Source organism: Microbulbifer mangrovi, assembly GCF_002009015.1.
Lineage (GTDB): Bacteria > Pseudomonadota > Gammaproteobacteria > Pseudomonadales > Cellvibrionaceae > Microbulbifer > Microbulbifer mangrovi.
On the sequence record NZ_LZDE01000266.1, the window covers coordinates 1 to 19879 of the forward strand.

The following is a 19879-nucleotide window of genomic DNA, read 5'->3' on the forward strand; positions in this document are numbered from 1 at the left end:
GGATGGCCGCATCCGAGCCCCCATGGATGGGTTGAGGGGGGGGCGCCTAGCTCGTGTCCCGTAAAGGGTTTCCCGGTAGCAGGGCCGCCACGGTATTCGCTACGTAGTACATGCTTAAAGCCTCGAGGCTTTGCCGAAGCTACAAAACCTCCCGGCAGGCCTCCACCAAAGCATCCATTTCTTCATCGGTACCAATGCTGATACGCAAGTACTCACTAATCCGCGGCTTGTTGAAATAGCGGACGATGATGTTGCGTTCGCGCAATGCCACAAATAACGCTTCCGCTGAAATCTTCGGTGGTTTGGCGAAAATGAAATTGGCTTTGGACGGCACGATATCGAAGCCCATCTCCGTCAGTGCCGCACAGGTACGCTCGCGAGTGGCGATGACCTTGGCGCAGTTATCTACAAGCCACGCGCGATCCGCAATCGCCGCCGTCGCCACCTTCTGCGCAATCCCATCGATCGGATAGGAATTGAAGGAATTCTTCGCCCGGTTCAAACCCTCAATCAAGTGCGCCTGTCCCATCGCATAACCGAGGCGCAGGCCCGCCAGGGCGTGGGATTTGGACAGGGTGTGGATAACCAGCAGGTTCGGGTAGCGATCGATCAGGGTTGCGGCGCTCTCGCCGCCGAAATCGATATACGCCTCGTCGATCACCACCACCCGCTGCGGGTGCAGCTGCAACAGTTGCTCGATCTCGGCCAGCGGCAGATAGCGGCCGGTGGGCGCGTTGGGGTTGGGCAGGATCACGCCGCCGGCATTTTCCACCGCGTAATCTTCCACTGCGATGGAAAAGTCATCCCGCAGCGGCAGCTTGCGCGCCTCGATCTCGAAGAATTGGCAGTACACCGGGTAGAAACTGTAAGTGATATCCGGGAACAGCAGAGGCTCGGGGCGCTTGAAGAAGCTGTAAAACGCGTGCGCCAGCACCTCATCGGAACCGTTGCCGACAAATACCTGATCCGGCTGCAGGCCAAACTCCGCGGCAATGGTCGCGCACAGCTCGGCGGATTCGGGGTCCGGGTACAGGCGCAGGTGGGCGGCCAGGCCCTCCTGCTGCAACACGGCCTGCGCCTTGGGGGAAGGCGGATAGGGGCTCTCGTTGGTGTTGAGCTTGATCAGGCGGGCGGTGGTCTTGGGTTGCTCGCCGGGTACGTAGGGCTGGAGCTGCGCTACCGCGGGGCTCCAGAACGGGTTGTCTTGGGGCTGATCACTCATTTGATCGCTCATGCTGTCACTCCTTGGCCGGGCAAACAGGCCCGGCGGGCGGAGATTTTACGGGCTCAGCGCGCAGACTTCGACGCCTATTCGCCCTGAATGCCCTGATCCTCCCCGGATTTTTTGCGCTTGCTGCCACCGTCGGCTTTGCTCTTTTCGATGGATATATCAAACAGCGCCGGGGTGCTGGCGAGGAAATCGTCCAGTGGCACCGGATCGCGCCACAGGAAATCCTTCGACTTCAGCTCCTTGGAGACCTCCGGCGAACCGCTGAACTCATCCATTCTGCCGATCTCCACCGCTGCGGCGAATCCCAGGAACGCCCACGGCAGCAGGATAGAGGCCACCAGTCGCCAGTGTGGGGCGACATTCAGGGCCAGGTACGCCGCGCACCACAGCATTACCGGGATCAGGATCGCCAGTGCCAGGATATTCAGCAGCGGCATTATCTGGTGCAGGGAGAAATTGAAATTGAGCAGGGTACCGAACCACTGCCACGCGGCGTAGACCAGCGCTGCGGTGGCGGCGATGGAGAGGTGGGCGAGGAAGTGAGCCTCGTGTTTTACCACCTTGCCAATAAAGGACCAGGCTGCCGCGTAAATTAGCAGCGCCAGTACCGCATTGGTCAGTACTTCCACCGCGCCGGTCCAGCGGAATTCGCCGGTGCTGCCGAGGTAGGCCATCCACAGGCTGAACGCGCCTACCAGTGCGCACAGGAGCACAGCTACCAGTGGCGTCGCCAGACGGTCGAATACCGTCTCTGCAGAGTGCAGGGGGATGGCGGGGGGGACGCTGGTCTCGGTATCGATAAAGCGCAGGCGGCTCTTGCCGATCTGGATCTCGTCGCCACTCTGGATCAGGTGCTCGCGGATGGTGGCCGGTTTCACCGACTTGTCGAGGAAGTTGCGCATCAGGCGCACGCCGTTGAGGCTATCCAGATCCCGCAGTACATAACAGCCGTCTTCGTCGCGCACTACTTCCGCGTGCACCGGATCCACGTGCGGGTCTTCGACCATTACCGGGTTTTCATAACAGCGCCCGAGGGTGGCGCGCTCGCCCTCCATGCGGTAGCGGGTGCCCACCCGGTGGGCACGATTGATTTCCTCGATAATCAGTGCCATTGGATTTCGCTCGCAAACTTCTGGGTAAAGGCCGTGGCAGATTCCTGGGTGAAGCCGGACAGCGTGAAGTGGCTCACCAGGGCGCGATTGTTCTGGTCCACGGTAAGGCTGACGTAGAACACATCGTAAAGATCCGGGAAGTCCTTGTAGCGGCGCACACAGTAGGAGGTGCGCGCGATCACCGGATCGCGCTTGCCGCTGGCCTTCGGCGGCGTGGCTTGCTCGGTCTGGGCTTCTTTATCGTCGCCGGTCGCTGTGTCCGCTGATTCATCATTTTTTGCGGCTGGTTGCTGTGCTTTCATCTGTCCGTTGCGCGGATGGCTGGTGAACTGCTGCTTGCAGTTGAAATCGGTCACATCGTCTTCACCGGCGCTATTGCCGGGGAAGAAGCCACTCATGTTTTCTTCATAGGCACTGTAAAAGCGCGAGGAGCGGAGTTTGTCGGCCTCCAGCCAGAAGAACTCGTATTCCACGCGGCCGGTATCGAAGTCCTCCGACAGGAACACCACATCCTGCCCGGTACAGCCCTTGGCAACCTGGGTAATGGACTCGTCCTCCTCGTCGGTGGAATTGCCCCAGCACTGGATCGACGGCACGATTTCTCCCACCACCATGGCTTCCCCCAGGGGGCGCAGCTGCCAGTCCGCGGCCAGCACCTGGTCGATAATACGCTGTTGGTTCTTGTGCAACTGGCGACTGATCACCGGCTGCAGTTCCAGTGCGCCGTTGCCGGCGGTGGCTTCCTTTTTGTAATCCAGCAGCAGCGCAACCAGTTTATCCACAGGCACCAGGAAGCTGATCTGGTTGCCCGCGGTGGCGACATTGATACCCACCACCTGGCCATTGCGGTTGATCACCGGGCCGCCGCTCATACCGGGGTTGATGGAACCGGAAAAATGAATGCGATCGTAAAAACTGCCGCCGGCAATGCCGTTGTAGGTGCCGGGGACAATGGTCATACCCAGGTCGAGGGGATTACCCATGGAGACAATGGTCTCGCCCTTGCTCGGGGACTTGGATGCCAGGCGCAGGAAGTCACTGCCCGGCTCGCCTTTCTGGCGCAGGATGGCCAGATCGTTGATGACATCCACGTCCAGCAGCTCCAGCTCCCCCTCCTTGCCGTCCACCGAGAGGTACTTGAGCACATATTTGTCCGGATCGTGCACCGCCTCGGATACCACATGGTAATTGGTGGCGATCAGGCCGTCGGTGGAAATCTGAAACCCCGAGCCCAGCCCCGACTTGGAGTTGGACGACAGCTCGATCAGACGGATCTGATACAGGCTGCCGCGGTAATCGCTGTACAGCTGCTCGTAACTCTGCGCCAGTACCCCACCGGCAGCGCACAACAGCAGCAGGGCCAGCAGGGGAGAAAACAGACGCTTGTGAAAGTTGGACATATTGTGTGGTGCTTATGGCTAGCAAAAATTCAGGTGTCGCATAGCGCGCCGCAAAATCCGCATCGGCGCAGGCAAAAATAGCGACACAACAGCCTGGCGAAATTCTGGCCGAAAGGTCGGCCGATATTACGGGATCGGTCACAGCCCAACAAGCGAGCCGGGTAGCCGCCACCCGCGGAGAAATTCCGTCAACGACTGTTGAGTGTAGTGAACGCCGTAGTGATGCGTGTAATTCCGGGCCGGATTAAGTGCAATGTGAGTAATCACTTTGCCTGGTGCCTTTTACTGTCAATAAATTGCGATCCGTGTAATGGCGTGTAATGGCTTGTGATCGACCTGTAATGGGTCCATCCGTAAAGTGCGTATCAAGGTTGAGGGGCGCGAAGCCCGGTCGTCACAGGAGCCGTGGCGAGGTGGATTGCAGACACCCTGTTAGCAGAGACCGTTACGGAAGACGGACTGTATTACAAGGAGCTGGGGAGAGCGACGGAATTGCTCTCCACTCAGTGGACAGTATTGCGCACTCAGCCATTGCCAAAGGATTGGTAACCGGACGATCCCGCAGGACTCCCAGTAGTTCCCGCAGGAAAGTTTGGTAAGTCAGGAAGAATTCCGGCGTAAGCCGGAAAGTCAGGCCAGCCCGGTAACCACAGAGCCTAGGAAGCCGGGATTCTAGGAAGGGCCTGACGGAGGCACGGATGCCTCATTTTCGCTCTTGATAGTGTTGTTGTAACCGTAGATGGCTGGGACCATCTTTTTAATACCGGCAGTAAGCTTGCTTACTGCCGGTTTTTTTATTTAAAAATGTGATGGAGTTCCGGCGCCAGTTTCTTTTATGCTATATCGCGCAGTCAGTTGCTCAGGCACGTTTTGGGGGTGGCTGCGAGAACCAATAGAGAGTAAGGACGCTTTCCTAGCGGTATCCAGGAAAGCTTAAAACTTTGGGATACAACTTAGGGGAATAACACCATGGCCAATATTTGTGCTGAATTGCCTGTCTTCGAAGCTGATGTAAATGTAAATGATTCTTTTGACCTGACCTTGAAGCCGGTTGCCGCGGTCAACGGTGAGGCCCAGTACTGGCCGCTGTTCAATGCCGCAAACCCAAGCGAGCAGTTCGGGAATATCGTGTTCAAGTTTCGCGGGCAGAACAAGTCGATCACTCTGAATATCACACTGGATACTTCCGAGGTGGAAGGTATTGAGTTCACCAAAGCCAATAAAGGGGACTTTGATGGTATTGTTGGCTTGAGTCCGGAGTTCAAACAGGAATTCAAAGCCAAGGCGAAAAAAGGTGCAGAAAATAACTACACCCAGCTAACGGTGACTGCCGCTGTTAAAAAATCTGAACAGGACGACGAAGACGGTAACAGTTTCTCTTTCCTATGGCTGTGCGAGATGATCGATTCTGGAATGAATATCGTTTCCGGTGATCCGAACGCGCAATACGAGCCGCTCTAATCAATCACAAATACTAGACTTTACCTTTATAGAAACTTGGGGTTGGGCGCAGAGCTTTTGGAATGCGGGTAAGCTAAACCACTCTGGGCCCATGCCTTGCTTTAATAACTGTTCCATATAGTGGTTGGCTGAACTCCATTCTCCTGCAAGAGCATAAATTTGGGCAGCGTTATAATTCACGTCGACGTCATCTGGAGATTCTCGCACTAGAGTATGTATTAGCGAGATGGAGTCAGAAGCCTTACCTAGGTACGCTAGTGCGATAGCTTGGTAGAGCCTAGATTCGAGGTCGTCTCTTCCTTGGGTTATTGTCAATAGCTGGTTGAAATTTTCTTGTGCTTTATCATTGTTATCTAGCATTAAATAAGTTTCTGCTAGGTTTCCAATGGTTGGGATATTGGTTGGCACTAGTTCAAGGACTTTGCTGTATGACTCTAGCGCTTTTGAATATTTCTTTTGTAGAAAATAAATAACGCCAAGATTGGACTTCGTTCGCCATCCGCGAAGCTCCTCCGGAATGGAGGTGATTGTTTTTTCAGCTGAATCTAGATCCCCGATTTCCATCTCAATGTTTGCAAGAGCAGAATAAGATGACCAGTGATCTGGGTATTTATCTATGAGTTTTTTGAGCGCGGCGTGAGCTAGGTGGTAGTTTCCCGATATCGCATTGCTTAACGCTATTAGATACAAGTTGTCGGCAGATGGATTGAGGGCTGAAGCTTGCTTGGCAAAGTCTAGTGCGGATTCATATTTTCCATTTCTGTAAGAGTTTCGTGCTCGCTCACTTAGAATTTCTGCAACTGGGAAATCTGTGTTGTCGACCTTTGCTATTAGATTCTGAAATTGTTTAGAGTAGCCACCTAGTCCATATATAAAAAGTTTAAGGCTGTTCAGTGTCTTTATTTCAACTCCAAGTTTTTCCCCTTGATTGAGTGCGTCAAGGGCTATCTCTAGATGGGTTGAATTGCCATCTAGTATAAATAGTCGGGCAGCTACATTGGATAGGCCATTATAGATATATATATTTTGAGGGTAGCGGCTGCTCATTGAGATTAATTTTGCAAGGTCGGTCTGATTGAGCTTTTTGGCTTCCATTCGACTTAAAATATCGAGGTAGAGGCTGTAGTCTCTATCTGACATGACGGTTAGTTCGAGCTTTTCCTTTTGATATGTGGAAGGAAATAGTAAAGCTGTACTGTTGCTTGTACGATAATGTGCTTCCTGAAGTTTATCCGTTAGAAAAGTAAAGTTTTCCTTTTTTTTGATTTGGCTATTGATAGGGGCTAGCCGCTGCAGTTCAATCTCACAGCGTACTTGAGCACACACTAGCTTTGCATAGAGTGCATCGGTAACCCCCTTATCCTTCAGTTTCTGCAGCTGCGCCTCAAAATCCTGCCCCTCCTTCGGGGTAAAACTCACCAGCGCACTCGCCTTCAACTGCGAAACTGAATTCATCAACGCCTGCCGCACCATTGTCCTGGTCAGCGCCTTGGCATTCTCCTCGCCGCGAATTTCACCGTTAATCTCCACAGGCATCACCGCAATATACTGCGGCTCCAGCCGGGTAAATTCCTTCCAGCCCCAGTAACCACCCGCACTCACAATTAGCGTGACGGCCATGCCCGCCACAACCCGCTGCCAGCGGCGGCGGTTTTTGATTTTGTGGTGGGTAAACAGGTCGGTCATGGTTGCGGTGAAATCTTCGCTTTCACTCTCCAATCCCTGTTTGTGTAACAGTGCAAAACCCTGGTACACGACCAAGGCGTTTTGCGGGCGCTGTGCCGGATCTTTGGCCAGCAACTTGTCCAGCAGTATCGCCAGTGGCTCCGGGATATCCGGCCACGCTTCCTGCGGCGGGGTGTGGGCCTCGTTGGTAATGCGGTTGGCCATGGCCAGGGCGCCGGCCTCGTGTTTTTCAAACGGGCGGCTACCGCACAGCAGTTCAAACGCAATGGTGCCGAAGCTAAACAGGTCGCTGCGGGCATCGAGGGGTTTGCCGAGAATCTGTTCCGGCGACATGGCGGTGATGGTGCCGGCGAGCTGGTTTTCCGCGGTTAAGGTTTTCTCATCCAGCTGCTGGGATTTGGCGATGCCGAAGTCGGTGATCTTGGCCACCGGCTCGCCCTTGGCGTTTTCGGCGATGAGGATATTGTCGGATTTCAGGTCGCGGTGAATGATGCCCAGGTTGTGGGCCTCGCTCAGGCCCTGGCAGATCTGCATCAGCAGGCTGAGTTTCTGCTGCAGGCTGGGGCTGCGCTCGCGCATCCAGGGGCGCAGGGTGGTGCCCTCGATATATTCCATCACCAGGGCGATATCCCCCTGGTCTTCCAGCACATCGTGCAGGGCGACGATATTGGGGTGGTTGAGCTGGGCTAACAGGCGCGCTTCCTGCTGGATGCGGTCGCGGGCGTTCTGGCTGGCGGTGTTGTCTTTTAGCTTCTTGATCGCCACCTGGCGGTGCAGTTTGAGGTCTTCCGCCAGGTACACAATGCCCATGCCGCCGGCACCGAGGGTGCTCTGGATGCGGTAGCGGTCGCTACCCACAAAGACAGGGGAATCGGTACGCGGCTGTTGTTCAACCTCGGGATCTGCAATATCCATCTGCGTGTGTTCTTTTTGTTAGAGCCTATTGGGTGCCCGTGCCGAAACCCCTGGCGCGGGCCAGTGCGAGCCGTGAGAATCGGTACAGGGGGCTGGCCCGTTACAGATTCACACTGGTCTCGCCGCTGCGGGCGATCTGGGATTCGTCCGCTTGCTGGTGGTGTTCTTTGCCCGCGCAGAGCCCCGGATATTGCTGCCGGAGGTCGTCGAACGAGGGCATGTTGCAGATTTTGACAAACCGCGCGGTGCAATACCAGATGGGCGAGATGCCCTGTTCCAGGGTCTTGCGGATATGCGCCTTGGCGGAGAGCAGGTCACCGGTGCTGATGTACACCTGGGCCCGGGCGTAATTCACGTAGAGGTCGTCCGGGGCAATGCGGCGGATGCTGATCAGGTTTTCCACCGCCTTTTCCGCCTCTCCCAGTTCGGCGTAGGCGCGGGCCTGCATCAACAGGCCTTCCCAGTCGCGGCGCTCGCGGGTGAGTTCAAAGGCCTGCTGTGCAAGTTCCTCGGCTCTTTCCGGCTGTTGCTGCTCACGGGCAATTTCCGCGCGGTACAGCAGCGGGTCGGCGTCCTTGGGGGCAAGGCTCGAGACCTTGGTAAAGCACTGCTGGGACTGGCTGTACTCTTTCTGGATGTAGTAGGCCAGGCACAGGTTGTAGGTGTCCATGGGGCCGATGCGGTCGAGCCCGGCCTCGGTCAGCAGACGTATGGTTTCACCAGGCTTGCCGGTGTCGAGCATATTGGCCGCAAGCATGGAGATGGCGGGGATGGCTTTGCCGTTAACCGCGATGGTCTGCTGCAGTACCTCGTTCGCCGCCGGCATGTCTCCCAGCAGGCTCAGGTTCAGAGCCTTCATCACCAGATAGCCGTAACTGGTACGCAGCTTCAGGGCGCTGTTGATCTCTTGTAGGGATAGCTCGTAATCGCCGCGGGACTGATGGTACGCCGCCTTCAGGTGGTGGTAGACGGTCTTGTCCGGCAGGGTCAGCTTGAGCTGCGCCAGCAGGGATTCTGCGGGGCCATCCTGGCCGCTGATGATGGCCAGGTACAGCTTGGTAATCAGCAGTTCCGGGGTGTCGTCGAGCCGTGCGGGCACCTTCTGCAGCAGCTTTCTCAGGCGTTCGACGGAGTCCGCCGCACGGGAATTGAACTCATGGTCGATGGTCATTTCCGCGTACAGCTCGTAGAGCGGTGGGAAGCCCGGTTCGCGCGCCTGCAGCTCGTCCAAACGGTCCAGTAACTCTCCCCGGTGAAGGGCGTCGTGGCGGCGTTCGTAGATCTCCAGATAGGTGAGGTAGTCCTCGGCACTGATCTGGGTGAGCGGGGTTGTGGCGCGCGCGGGATACTCCGGCAGCAACTCGTCCACCTGGTGCAGGGTGCGGGCCCGGCTTTCCAGGCTCTCATCGATTTCCAGCCGGGTGCTGTTGCTGTGGACCACCGCCAGGGTATCGCTGTCGAGTAGCTCCAGCGAGAGCTCGCAGCTGCGCGTTGCGCAATCCAGCGTGGGGATTAGCAGCAGGTCGGCATTGAGCGACTTTGCTTGTACCGCCAGCGGCTGGTCCTGCAGGTCGCGGGTTTCTGTATGAGGAACCAGGAAGAGCCCATCGCGGCCGGCCAGTGCCTGCTTGAGCGCGCTGCGCACGTTGCCGGCCAGCAGCTTGCGGTTCTGCTCACTGGGCGTATCTTCTTCGCCGCCCGGCATTTCCGCCTGCAGGATGGCAATGTACTGGCCGGTAGTGGGCGCGTCGGAAAAGGTGCTGATACCGAGTGCCGCCACGGCGCCGAGGGCGCACACCGCGAGTGTGGCGACGATACCGCGCACCGGCCAGCGACGGCGCTGGTCAGCCTGCTGATAGAAGTTTTCCGCTGTGACCGTGGCGGTAATACTGTGGGTGCGGGTGAAGCTGGTGGAGCCGCCCTGGATCTGGTGGATAACGGCCTCCAGCTCTGCGGCCACCTCGGCGGCGTTGAGCGGGCGCTGCTCCGGCTTCTTGGCGAGCAGTTTGTCCAGCAACAGGCACAGGGCTGCGGGCAGTTCCGGGGCCACGCGGGCAGCGGGTGGATGCGGGCTTTTGACGATGCGATCCACGGTCACGTAGGGACTGCTGTTGTCCCCGAACGGGTTCTGCCCGCACAGCAGGCGGTAGGCCAGCACGCCGAAGGCAAACAGGTCGCTGCGGTTGTCCAGCGGTTGGCCCTGGGCCTGCTCCGGGGACATGGCACCCCAGCTGCCGGCCACGTGTTGCTCGCGGGTGAGGTCGCTGTCTTCCTGCAGGTCCTTGGCGATACCAAAGTCGGTGATCTTGATGGTGCCTTCGCTGTCCACCAGGATGTTTTCCGCCTTCAGGTCCCGGTGGATGATACCGGCGCTGTGGGCGCGGGACAGGCCAGCGCAGATCTGCTTGAGAATCTGCAATTTGCGCGGCAGGTCTGGTGAGCGTTCGCGCTGCCAGCGATGCAGGTTGCTGCCGTCCACATACTCCATCACCAGGGCTATGCCGTTCTCACTCTCGACCACGTCGTAGAGTTGCACGATGTTGCTGTGGTTGAGCTGGGCGAGCAGCAGGGCCTCGCGGCGGATGCGTTCGCCGGCAGTGCCACTGTTGGGATTGCGGAGCAGCTTCTTGATGGCCACACGGCGGTTAAGGCGCTCGTCGGTTGCCAGGTACACCACACCCATACCCCCGGAGCCGAGTCTGGCGGTGGCGCGGTAGTGACCGATGTAGAAGGGTAGCTGCTCTGTTTGCATGGTGTTGACTGCGGTTGTAACTCTTTGCTTAGACCGCCGTCCGTGGATGGTCAAAGCCCGCTGTGGGCGGGCGTGTTGTTGTTTTGTCGAGTCCCTGCGCTGGCTTGTATGTTCAGGCCGGTTCCGGGGTTATCGGGTGTTCGCCGGTGCTGGCTTCCACTTCTTCTTTCTGCGATCCCTTGAAAATGTCCAGCAGGAAGCAGCCGAGACGCATCTCGTAGGCCCGGCGCTCCACCAGTCGCCCGGTATCGATGGCGTCTGGCAGGCTGTCCGCGATCTGTTTGCGCGCGCGGAATATCTGCGTGTTCAGGTGATTGACGGTAATGCCCAGCTCGCGGGTGGCGAGGTCGATGGCAACCCAGCCCTGGTCGGGGCCATCCACATTGCGCTGAATATCACGGATGCGGGCGCGCGCCAGGTACAGCAACAGGTAGTTGTGGGTGCGCGCTGCCAGGTCGACGCGGGTGTCGTCTTTGGATAGTTGCAGCTGGATATGTTCTTCGTGGTGGCTGACGATGAACTGCAGGCGGAAATCCGATACGCACAGGCTTTTGAACGAGAGCTCGGTGGTTGTGCTCTGGCTGTTGGCCAGGAATAGCTCCCAGCTGTTGTGGGCGCAGTCGACGCGGCTGCCGTGGTTGACGACCTTGGCGTATTCGCTGTGTTCGGGGCTTTCGAGCAGCTCGTAAATCCACACCCCGTTGATGGGGTTGAAGTGCAGGCTGGCGATGGGATCGTGTTCGTCCGGGAGCAGGTGGTAAGACTCCAGCACCTGCGCTTCACCGGATTGGATATCGATCAGCAGGTTTTCCGGCGGATCGAGGTTTTCCACTTTCCATGCCGGGTTGCTGGCGCGGCCGAAGGCGAGCTTGTCGCCAAGCTGTAGCTGGTGATTCTTGGCCGGCACCAGTTGCTGGTCATTGACCCAGGTGCCGTTGCGGCTGAGATCGCGCACCACCCAGTGGCTACCAGTCCACTGAATTGCGGCGTGAATACCGGAAATCTCTGGCAGCGTGATACGGGTATCCGCGACTCCCTGGCGGCGGCCAATCGTATGGTGCGCCATCAGGTAGACGGGCTGATCCCGATCAGGATGTTGCAAACAGGCCATGTTCAGTCCCTTCCCCAAAAGACTGCGACGCGCTACCCGAATGGTGTGAAACCGGTGCTCGGCGGCGTGCAGAAGTTATCGAGACAGGGCGGCCGGAATGCTTCTCACCGGGCACCACCGTGTGCCCGACGTCGTGCCGGATGTCACCTGCGGAGCAGGGCATCGCACGGGCCGATTGTTTTTGCCGGGGTCGCAGTCGCGAAGCTCGAGTGGTACACCATTTGCCATGCTTGGCAACGTGATCCACTTCTCATTTTTGCTTCTGCGAGCGCACTTTTCGCCGCTGTCTTGAGTCAGTGGACGCTAACCGACTGGGCGAGTGTCCACTTTAGTGTTGCCGATCCATTTATACCGGACTGCGGCCCGAATGCAACGGCTGGATGCGAATTGTTTCCAAATAGAGCGCTGTTTAGAACGCTAGTTCTGCTGGCGCCACATTCTACATTAATTCGTTGCGGAATTTTTGGGGAGCGAGGTGCGGCTATTCCGGATTACTTGTCTTCCTGAGGGGGCAGGTTGCGGCTGTCCTTGCGGTCCAGGTCGCCCACATCCAGTACCGGTGAAGCGTCGATATGTTCGGCATCCATCATTAGCGCGACGCGCTGTAGTGAGGAGATGATCATTGACTGCTCCCACTCGCGCAGGTCCCGGAACTGTTTGACGAAGTGCTCCTGCAGCGGGGTGGGGGCATCGCGGATGATGTCGGCACCCTTTTCGGTCAGGTAAGCGTGCACCTTGCGCTTGTCCTCGGAGGAGCGCTCCCGGTAGACCAGGCCGCGCTTTTCCAGGCGGTCGAGAATGGTAGTCACGGTGGCCTGGCTGAGGCTGATTTCCTTCGCCAGCGCGCCGATGGTCACCTGCCCCTGCTCGCGGATCGCCTGCAGCAGCAACAGCTGCGGTGCGGTCAGGCCCGCGGTCTTGACCAGCTGCTTGGAGTGCAGGTCTGTGGCGCGGATCAAACGGCGCAGGGTGATCAAAACTTCTTCAATTTTATCCATCAGCAGCAGGCTCTCGAAATCGGGGTGGCAGGCATGGCGGCTGACATGCCCGCGGCCGATTTTGGGTTCTGCGCCGTTTTTGTCAATTGCCTCGTTGCGGTAAATGCTTTCCCGGCCACTTTTTGAACCATAAGTCGGTTTCTGAGTGGTCTTTGGCGACACCTTTTCCTGTCCCTGCTTGGGTGGCTTCGCGCGCCCGTCAATGGTGCGCGAGCCCCGTAGTTGCGCGGGCTCCGCGCCATCTTGGGGCTCCTTGCTGACGTCGTAATTGGTCGCGTTCTGATCAAATTGCATGAGGCTTGGCCTTGCGCCCTCGATAATGTTTAGAGTACTATGGATTTAAATATTTAGAGCAGTAAATAACTTTTTGCGAAAAAGGTCAAATTTCAAGCGGAATCCAGTCAGCACGACAGGGTTCCGTTTTTATTGCAGAAGTTTGATATTGCTCTAACAATTTGATGACTAAAGATTGAAAGAAAGGTATTGGTTTGAGCGCGACAAGCGAATTGAAAGAAGACGACTCGATTGACGACAAGGTCAAGCTGGCGCAACAGAAGGAAGCTCGTAAGGCCACCCAGGCCCCATCCAAGAGTGCCCAGGTTCTGTTGCGCCGCCCGGTCAGTGAAGACGGCGCCAGCGTGCACCGCCTGATCGGGAATTGCCCGCCCCTGGATACCAATTCTCTCTACTGCAACCTGCTGCAGGCCAGTCACTTCTCTGCCACCAGCGTGGCCGCGGAGCTGAACGGCGAGCTGGTTGGCTTTATCTCCGGCTACATCATCCCCGAACGCGCCGACACCCTGTTCATCTGGCAGGTAGCGGTTGCCGAGCAGGGGCGCGGAATGGGACTCGCTGGTCGCATGCTGCGGGAAATTCTCACCCGCCCCGCGTGCGCCCGCGTGCAGTTCCTCGAGACCACCATCACTCCGGACAATGACGCCTCCTGGGCGCTGTTCCGCAGCCTTGCGCGCAAGCTTGAGGCGGAGTGTGCGGATTCGGTGATGTTCGACCGCGACCGCCACTTCAACGGCGAGCACGACAGCGAAATGCTGCTGCGCATCGGCCCGTTTACCGCCGCTGGTGATGCCCGTTGAGCGCATGAGCCGCTCTACGAGATTGTTCCGAATTTCCGTTTTCCATTTATGTATTTAATCAACCACTAGAAAAGGGTTGCCACGATGAAAGTATTTGACGAAATTGAATCCGAAGTAATGAGCTACGCCCGCGCTTTCCCGCGGGTTTTCAACAAGGCCCAGGGCGAGTACCTGTACGACGAGGAAGGCAACCAGTACCTGGACTTCCTGGCCGGTGCGGGCACCCTGAACTACGGTCACAACAACCCGATCTTCAAGGAAGCGCTGCTGGAGTACATCCAGCAGGACGGCATCACCCACGGTCTGGACCTGCACACCAAGGCCAAGCGTGAGTTCCTGGAAGCGTTTTACGAAAACATCCTGAAGCCGCGCGACTTGTCTTACGTCATGCAGTTCACCGGCCCCACCGGCACCAACGCCGTGGAAGCCGCGCTGAAAATCGCACGTAAGTACAAAGGCCGCGAGAACATTATCTCCTTCACCAACGGCTTCCACGGTTGCAGCCTGGGTGCACTGGCTGCCACCGGCAACTCCCACCACCGCGGTGCCTCCGGTGTGAGCATGAGCAGTGTCGCGCGCATGCCGTACGACGGTTACCTGGGTGACGAGTTCGACACCACTGCGTACCTGGACAAGGTGCTGAGTGATTCCTCCAGCGGTGTCGACCACCCGGCTGCGGTACTGGTAGAAACCGTACAGGGCGAGGGCGGTATCAACGCGGCAAGCGTTGAGTGGCTGCGCAACCTGCAGGACGTATGTAAGAAGCACGACGTACTGCTGATTGTCGACGACATCCAGGCGGGCTGTGGCCGTACCGGCAGCTACTTCAGCTTTGAAGAAGCGGGCATCGTGCCGGACATCGTAACCCTGTCCAAATCCCTGAGCGGCTACGGTCTGCCGTTCGCTGTGGTTCTGATGAAGCCGGAGCTGGACCAGTGGAAGCCGGGTGAGCACAACGGTACTTTCCGCGGCAACAACCTGGCCTTCGTAACTGCTACTGCGGCGATCAAACACTTCTGGAGCGACGACAAGTTCGCCAAGGAAGTACTGCGCAAGGGCGAGTACATCGAGAAGCGTCTGCAGACCATCGTCGACAAATATGGCGACGGCAACATGACCACCCGCGGTCGCGGTATGTTCCGCGGTCTGAACTGCGTGAGCGGTGAGCTGGCCGACAAGATCACCAGCGAAGCCTTCCGCAATGGCCTGGTCATCGAGACCAGTGGTGCCGACGACCACGTGGTAAAAACCCTGTGCCCGCTGACCATCAGCGATGAGAACCTGACCAAGGCACTGGATATCGTGGAAGCGGCAGTGGCCAAAGTCCTCAAAGGCGAAGACGTGCCGGAAGAGCACGACTTTTTTGCCGACGACAGTGAGCAGGAAGAGAGCACCCTCGCGGGCGCAGCCTGATCCCTGTCAGCCACGTGAAAATGCGGCCTGAACCCGGCCGCATTTTTTCGCCTCTGATTTGAAGACCGATTTTTTAAGACCTGATTTTAGAAAGAGTAAGAAATGATCGTAAGAAAACTGCAAGAAGCCGAAAAAACTGACCGTCGTATTGTTTCCGAGGGTTGGGAAAGCACCCGTCTGCTGCTGAAAAACGACAACATGGGCTTCTCTTTTCACATCACCACTATCTACGAAGGTGCTGACCTGCACCTGCACTACCAGAACCACCTGGAGTCCGTGTACTGCATTTCCGGTGAAGGTTCTGTCATGGCGGAAGATGACGGCGTGGTTCACGAGATCACTCCGGGCACCATCTACATCCTGGACAAGAACGACAAGCACGTACTGAAGGCCAAGTCTGAAATGAAAATGGCCTGTGTATTCAACCCGCCTCTGCACGGTAAAGAAGTGCACAACGCTGACGGCGCTTACGAGCTGGATGCCGAAGAGGTAAAGGACGAAAAATAAACCGGTTGTGAACAACATTGCAGCGGAGTTTTGGGGCACCACCCGCAAATACTTTGGTGTCCCCCCTGAAAACCCCGAAATCGGTAAGCGTAAGGATCCCATGAAAACACATACGGTTGAAAAAATTGGCGGTACGTCCATGAGTGACTACACCGCAGTACGTGACAACATCATTCTGAAGAACGGCAAAGCGAAAACGGAAGGGTTGTACCAGCGTGTTTTCGTGGTTTCTGCTTACGGTGGTATCACCGATATGCTGTTGGAGCACAAAAAATCCGGCCGCCCGGGTGTATTCGCCCTGTTCGCCGGTGCGGACGATGAGCGCGAATGGTCAGATGCGGTCGCTGGGCTGCGCGCGCGTATGGAAGAAATCAACGCAACCCTGTTCACCGATGACGTGACCCTGGCCAAGGCCAATGCGTTTATCGGTGAGCGACTGGACGACGCCGCCAACTGTCTGGGAGACCTGGAGCGCGTTTGCCAGCACGGCCACTTTGCCCTGGAAGGACACCTGGACGTGGTCAGCGAAATGCTTGCCAGCCTGGGTGAAGCCCACAGTGCCTGGAACACTGTGCAGCTGCTCAAGCAGGAAGGCATCAATGCCCGTTTCATCGACCTGACCGGTTGGCGCGACGGTGAACACATGACCCTGGACGAGCGTATCGACCGCGCCTTTGCCGATGTCGACTTCGACAAAGAGCTGCCGATTGCCACCGGTTACGCGCACACCGCCGATGGCCTGATGAAGACCTTCGCCCGCGGTTACAGCGAAATGACCTTCAGCCGCATCGCGGTTAAAACCGGTGCCAAGGAAGCGATCATCCACAAGGAATACCACCTGAGTAGTGCCGACCCGCGTCTGGTAGGCGAGGAACAGGCCGTGCCTATCGGTCGTACCAACTACGACGTGGCAGACCAGCTGGCCAACCTGGGTATGGAAGCCATCCATCCCCGCGCCGCCAAGGGCCTGCGTCAGCAGGAGATTCCGCTGCGCGTGATGAACACCTTTGAGCCCGAGCACCGCGGTACTCTGGTCACAGGTGATTATGTAAGCGACACGCCGCGGGTGGAAATCATCGCGGGGCGTAAAAGCATCTATGCTGTTGAATGTTTTGATCAGGACATGATGGGCAGCATGACCAGTTACGACCGCGCGATCAACGAGATCATTGCGCGCTTCAAGGGCAGCGTGGTGACCAAGGATATCAACGCCAACACCATTACCAATTATCTGGGTAACAACCTGAAAACCGTCAAGCGGATCAAGAAAGCCATTGGCGAGTTGTTCCCGGATTGTGATATCCAGGTGCGCAAGGTGGCGGTGGTTTCTGCGATTGGCAGCGACATGAAGACCTCGGGCATGCTGTCTCGCGCGGTCAGTGCGCTGGCCAATTCGGCCATCAGTATCCTCGCGGTACACCAGTCCATGCGTCAGGTAGACATGCAGTTTGTGATCGACGAGAGCGATTACGAGAAGTCGGTCAAAAGCCTGCACGCCGCACTGGTAGAAGTCCACGAGCACGGCGACGCAATATGCGCAGCCTGATCACGGCCCTGACTTCCCGACTGCCGTCAGCTTTGCTGGCGGCAGTGTTCGTTGTGGCCTGTGTATTTTCCAGTGTCGTCGCACCGCTACATGCGCAAGATGCAGAGGCGCCGCCGGTGCCTGAGGTAACTGCTGAAGAAAAGGCGGCCAACCAGAAAAAGCTCGAGGAACTTGACCGTGTTTCCGAAGCCGCGGACGACCTCGACAAGCCCCTCTACACCCCGTTTATCGAGCGCTATGTGCTGGATGAACTGAAGCAATTGCGGGTAGATATGGCGGCACAGAAGGTCTCCCTGACGGAGAACATTGTCGACCGCCAGCTGAGTGCTGCCGACAAGGCCATCACTTACGCCACGGATACCATCACTTACTTTTTCTACCTGATTGCCGGTTTCAGTTCCCTGTTGGTAATCATGGGCTGGACTTCCATCCGCGATGTGAAGGAAAAGGTCCACACCCTCGCCAACCAGGAAATCTCCAGTCTGGTGGAGCAGTACGAAGAGCGCCTACGCAGTATCGAGGAGCAGCTGTCGGAAAAAACCCAGCATATTGAAAGTAACCGCGATGAGATTGAGCTGACCCAGGAGGTCCACTCCCTGTGGCTGCGCGCCGGCCGCGAGCAGACCCCCACTGGTAAAATTGCCGTTTACGACCAGATCCTGAATCTGCGCAAGGACGACGGCGAAGCGCTCACCTACAAGGCGGACGCGGTGCTGGAGCTGGATGAGCCGCAGTGGGCCATCAATCTGTGTCTGCAGGCGCTGCAGATTGACAGCGAAAACGGCAATGCCTACTACCAGCTCGCCTGTGCTTATGCGTATCTGGAGCAGTGGGAAGATTCCATCAGCTACCTGCAGAAAGCGTTGGATATTTCTCCTGCGTATCGCGATGAAGCGATGGAAGATTCGGCCTTCAATGGACTTTACGATTCCGAAGAGTTCGCGACACTGATGGGTATTCAGCAGGACCACAGTAGCGGCAGTACAACGAAAGGTTCGGATGGGGCGCACTGACTGCGCTCCTGACTCAATGCCAAAAATAACCGCTGTATAAATTTAATAATTACTGAAAACTGTTTTGGGGGAATGGACGTGCTGATCAGTTTCTTGTTTTTCCTTGCCATGTTTGCCGCCGTGGGACTCAGTTCCTACCGCAAGAGTCGCGGCACCAAAAAAGACTATTACCTCGCGAGCCAGGATGTGTCGCCAATGTTGGTGGGGCTGTCCGCTGTAGCCACCAATAATAGTGGTTATATGTTTATTGGTGTTATCGGCTATACCTACGCCACCGGCCTCGCTTCAATCTGGTTGATGCTGGGCTGGATCATGGGGGATTTTCTGGGCTCCCTGTGGATGCACAGAAACCTGCGTGATGCGGCAAAACGCAGTGGCGAATCCAGCTATGCCGGGGTACTGGCCTGCTGGCAGAGCACCCGCTTCGGTGCCTGGCAGAAGCTTGCCGGTATTCTCTCGCTCCTGTTCCTTCTCGCCTACGCCAGCGCGCAATTGGTGGCCGGCAGCAAAGCGCTGTATGTGGTGCTGGATATGCCGATCTGGAGCGGTGCGGTGATCGGTGGTGTGATTGTTGCGGCCTACTGCCTGGCGGGAGGAATTCGCGCGTCGATATGGACCGATGCTGCGCAGTCACTGGTAATGGTGGTGGCTATGGGCATGTTGCTGTTTGTTGCCACGCAGTCAGTAGGCGGATTCGCAGCAGCCTGGCAGGAGATGGGCAAGGTAGAGGGGTTCCTCAACTGGTATCCACAGGACCTGCTGCTGCCGGGTGTAGCGGGCGGTGTCCTGTTTGCGCTGAGCTGGTTGTTCGCGGGCATTTCCGTGGTGGGGCAGCCCCATGTGATGGTGCGGTTTATGGCGCTGGACGATGCTGGACACATGGTGCGGGCGCGTTGCTGGTATTACCTGTGGTTTACGATTTTCTACTTTATGGCCACGGGCGTGGGCATGCTGTCGCGGATTCTACTGAGCGACCCGGGTACGTTTGATGCCGAACTGGCGCTGCCGATGATGGCGATGGAGTTGTTGTCACCGGTATTTGTAGGCTTGATCCTCGCGGGTATTTTTGCCGCGACCATGTCTACGGCAGACTCTCTGGTGCTGAGCTGCTCTGCGGCGCTGACCAACGATATCCTGCCCAAGCGTACGGAAAGCACACGATTATTGAAGGTGGCAACTCTGGGGATAACTGCGGCGGCGGTTGCCTGGGCGTTGTTCAATGAGCAGAGTGTGTTCAGCCTGGTGGTGATGAGCTGGTCGGCTCTGGCTTCTGCCTTTGCGCCGTTATTGATGGTGCTGGCTGCCGGCGGTCGCCCGTCGCAGAGGCTGGCAGTTGTGATGAGCGTGCTTGGTTTAGCCACTGCGCTGATCTGGCGCTGGTTGGGTTGGCATGCGCATATCTATGAGGGCATGCCGGGTATTCTGATGGGGCTTGTGGTGTTTGCTATCGGGCGTTTTTTGGTAAAGGAGCCCGTGGCTAGGCCTGTCAGTGCCTGATCGGGTTGTGGTCCGTTTTATTTGAAGTCTGTGGCGGCGGATCGACAGGGATCTGTTTTTGAAACCGAGCTAGGCGCCCCCCCATTCATACATCCCTGTAGGCTGCGTCGGAAACGTCCCTGTTTCCGACGCTTTCAAAAACA

Annotated in this window: 14 protein-coding genes; 7 read left to right on the plus strand and 7 right to left on the minus strand. The window is 57.2% G+C overall.

What is annotated here, in order from left to right:
* Positions 1–139: 139 nt before the first annotated feature.
* The 3 genes from hisC to B4U49_RS05325 form a co-directional block, all read right to left on the minus strand.
* Positions 140–1234 carry a histidinol-phosphate transaminase gene (gene hisC / locus B4U49_RS05315; protein ID WP_078083540.1) on the minus strand — a complete coding sequence of 365 codons (1095 nt, stop codon included), beginning with the start codon at positions 1232–1234 and terminating at the stop codon, positions 140–142.
* Between the two features lie 74 nt (positions 1235–1308).
* Positions 1309–2343 (minus strand): FHA domain-containing protein, encoded by a 1035-nt coding sequence (locus tag B4U49_RS05320; protein WP_078083541.1) that lies wholly within the window; start codon positions 2341–2343, stop codon positions 1309–1311.
* The gene (locus B4U49_RS05325; protein WP_078083542.1) at positions 2334–3743 is read right to left on the minus strand and encodes a S1C family serine protease; all 1410 of its coding nucleotides are present in this window, start codon (positions 3741–3743) and stop codon (positions 2334–2336) included. The genes B4U49_RS05320 and B4U49_RS05325 overlap by 10 nt, the downstream gene beginning before the upstream one ends.
* Positions 3744–4712: 969 nt before the next feature.
* Here B4U49_RS05325 and B4U49_RS05330 point away from each other — a divergent pair.
* A complete protein-coding gene (locus tag B4U49_RS05330; RefSeq protein WP_078083543.1) occupies positions 4713–5204 on the plus strand; it encodes a hypothetical protein in 492 nt (163 codons plus the stop codon).
* Here the strand turns inward: B4U49_RS05330 and B4U49_RS05335 are convergent, their stop codons facing one another.
* The 4 genes from B4U49_RS05335 to B4U49_RS05350 form a co-directional block, all read right to left on the minus strand.
* Positions 5205–7805, minus strand: coding sequence for a serine/threonine-protein kinase (locus B4U49_RS05335; protein ID WP_078083544.1), 2601 nt, complete (start codon positions 7803–7805; stop codon positions 5205–5207).
* A 100-nt stretch (positions 7806–7905) separates the two neighbouring features.
* On the minus strand, positions 7906–10557 hold the full coding sequence (locus B4U49_RS05340; RefSeq protein ID WP_078083545.1) for a serine/threonine-protein kinase: 2652 nt from the start codon (positions 10555–10557) through the stop codon (positions 7906–7908).
* A gap of 112 nt (positions 10558–10669) precedes the next feature.
* Positions 10670–11668, minus strand: coding sequence for an FHA domain-containing protein (locus tag B4U49_RS05345; RefSeq protein ID WP_078083546.1), 999 nt, complete (start codon positions 11666–11668; stop codon positions 10670–10672).
* A 491-nt stretch (positions 11669–12159) separates the two neighbouring features.
* Complete coding sequence (locus B4U49_RS05350) at positions 12160–12666, minus strand: MarR family winged helix-turn-helix transcriptional regulator (RefSeq protein ID WP_078083552.1); 507 nt, start codon at positions 12664–12666, stop codon at positions 12160–12162.
* A 488-nt stretch (positions 12667–13154) separates the two neighbouring features.
* Between B4U49_RS05350 and ectA the strand changes: the two genes are divergently transcribed.
* The 6 genes from ectA (at position 13155) to B4U49_RS05380 (ending at position 19736) form a co-directional block, all read left to right on the plus strand.
* A complete protein-coding gene (gene ectA, locus B4U49_RS05355) occupies positions 13155–13760 on the plus strand; it encodes a diaminobutyrate acetyltransferase (protein ID WP_078083547.1) in 606 nt (201 codons plus the stop codon).
* Between the two features lie 84 nt (positions 13761–13844).
* Entirely contained in the window at positions 13845–15173 is a 1329-nt protein-coding gene (gene ectB / locus B4U49_RS05360) for a diaminobutyrate--2-oxoglutarate transaminase (protein WP_078083548.1), read from the plus strand.
* 102 nt (positions 15174–15275) lie between these two features.
* Positions 15276–15680 carry an ectoine synthase gene (locus tag B4U49_RS05365; protein WP_078083549.1) on the plus strand — a complete coding sequence of 135 codons (405 nt, stop codon included), beginning with the start codon at positions 15276–15278 and terminating at the stop codon, positions 15678–15680.
* Positions 15681–15780: 100 nt separating this feature from the next.
* Positions 15781–17226 carry an aspartate kinase gene (locus B4U49_RS05370; protein ID WP_078083553.1) on the plus strand — a complete coding sequence of 482 codons (1446 nt, stop codon included), beginning with the start codon at positions 15781–15783 and terminating at the stop codon, positions 17224–17226.
* Positions 17214–18239: a tetratricopeptide repeat protein gene (locus B4U49_RS05375; RefSeq protein ID WP_078083550.1), complete on the plus strand. Its 1026-nt coding sequence runs from the start codon at positions 17214–17216 to the stop codon at positions 18237–18239. The genes B4U49_RS05370 and B4U49_RS05375 overlap by 13 nt, the downstream gene beginning before the upstream one ends.
* 78 nt (positions 18240–18317) lie before the next feature.
* Positions 18318–19736 (plus strand): sodium/proline symporter, encoded by a 1419-nt coding sequence (locus B4U49_RS05380; protein WP_193432813.1) that lies wholly within the window; start codon positions 18318–18320, stop codon positions 19734–19736.
* Positions 19737–19879: the final 143 nt, after the last annotated feature.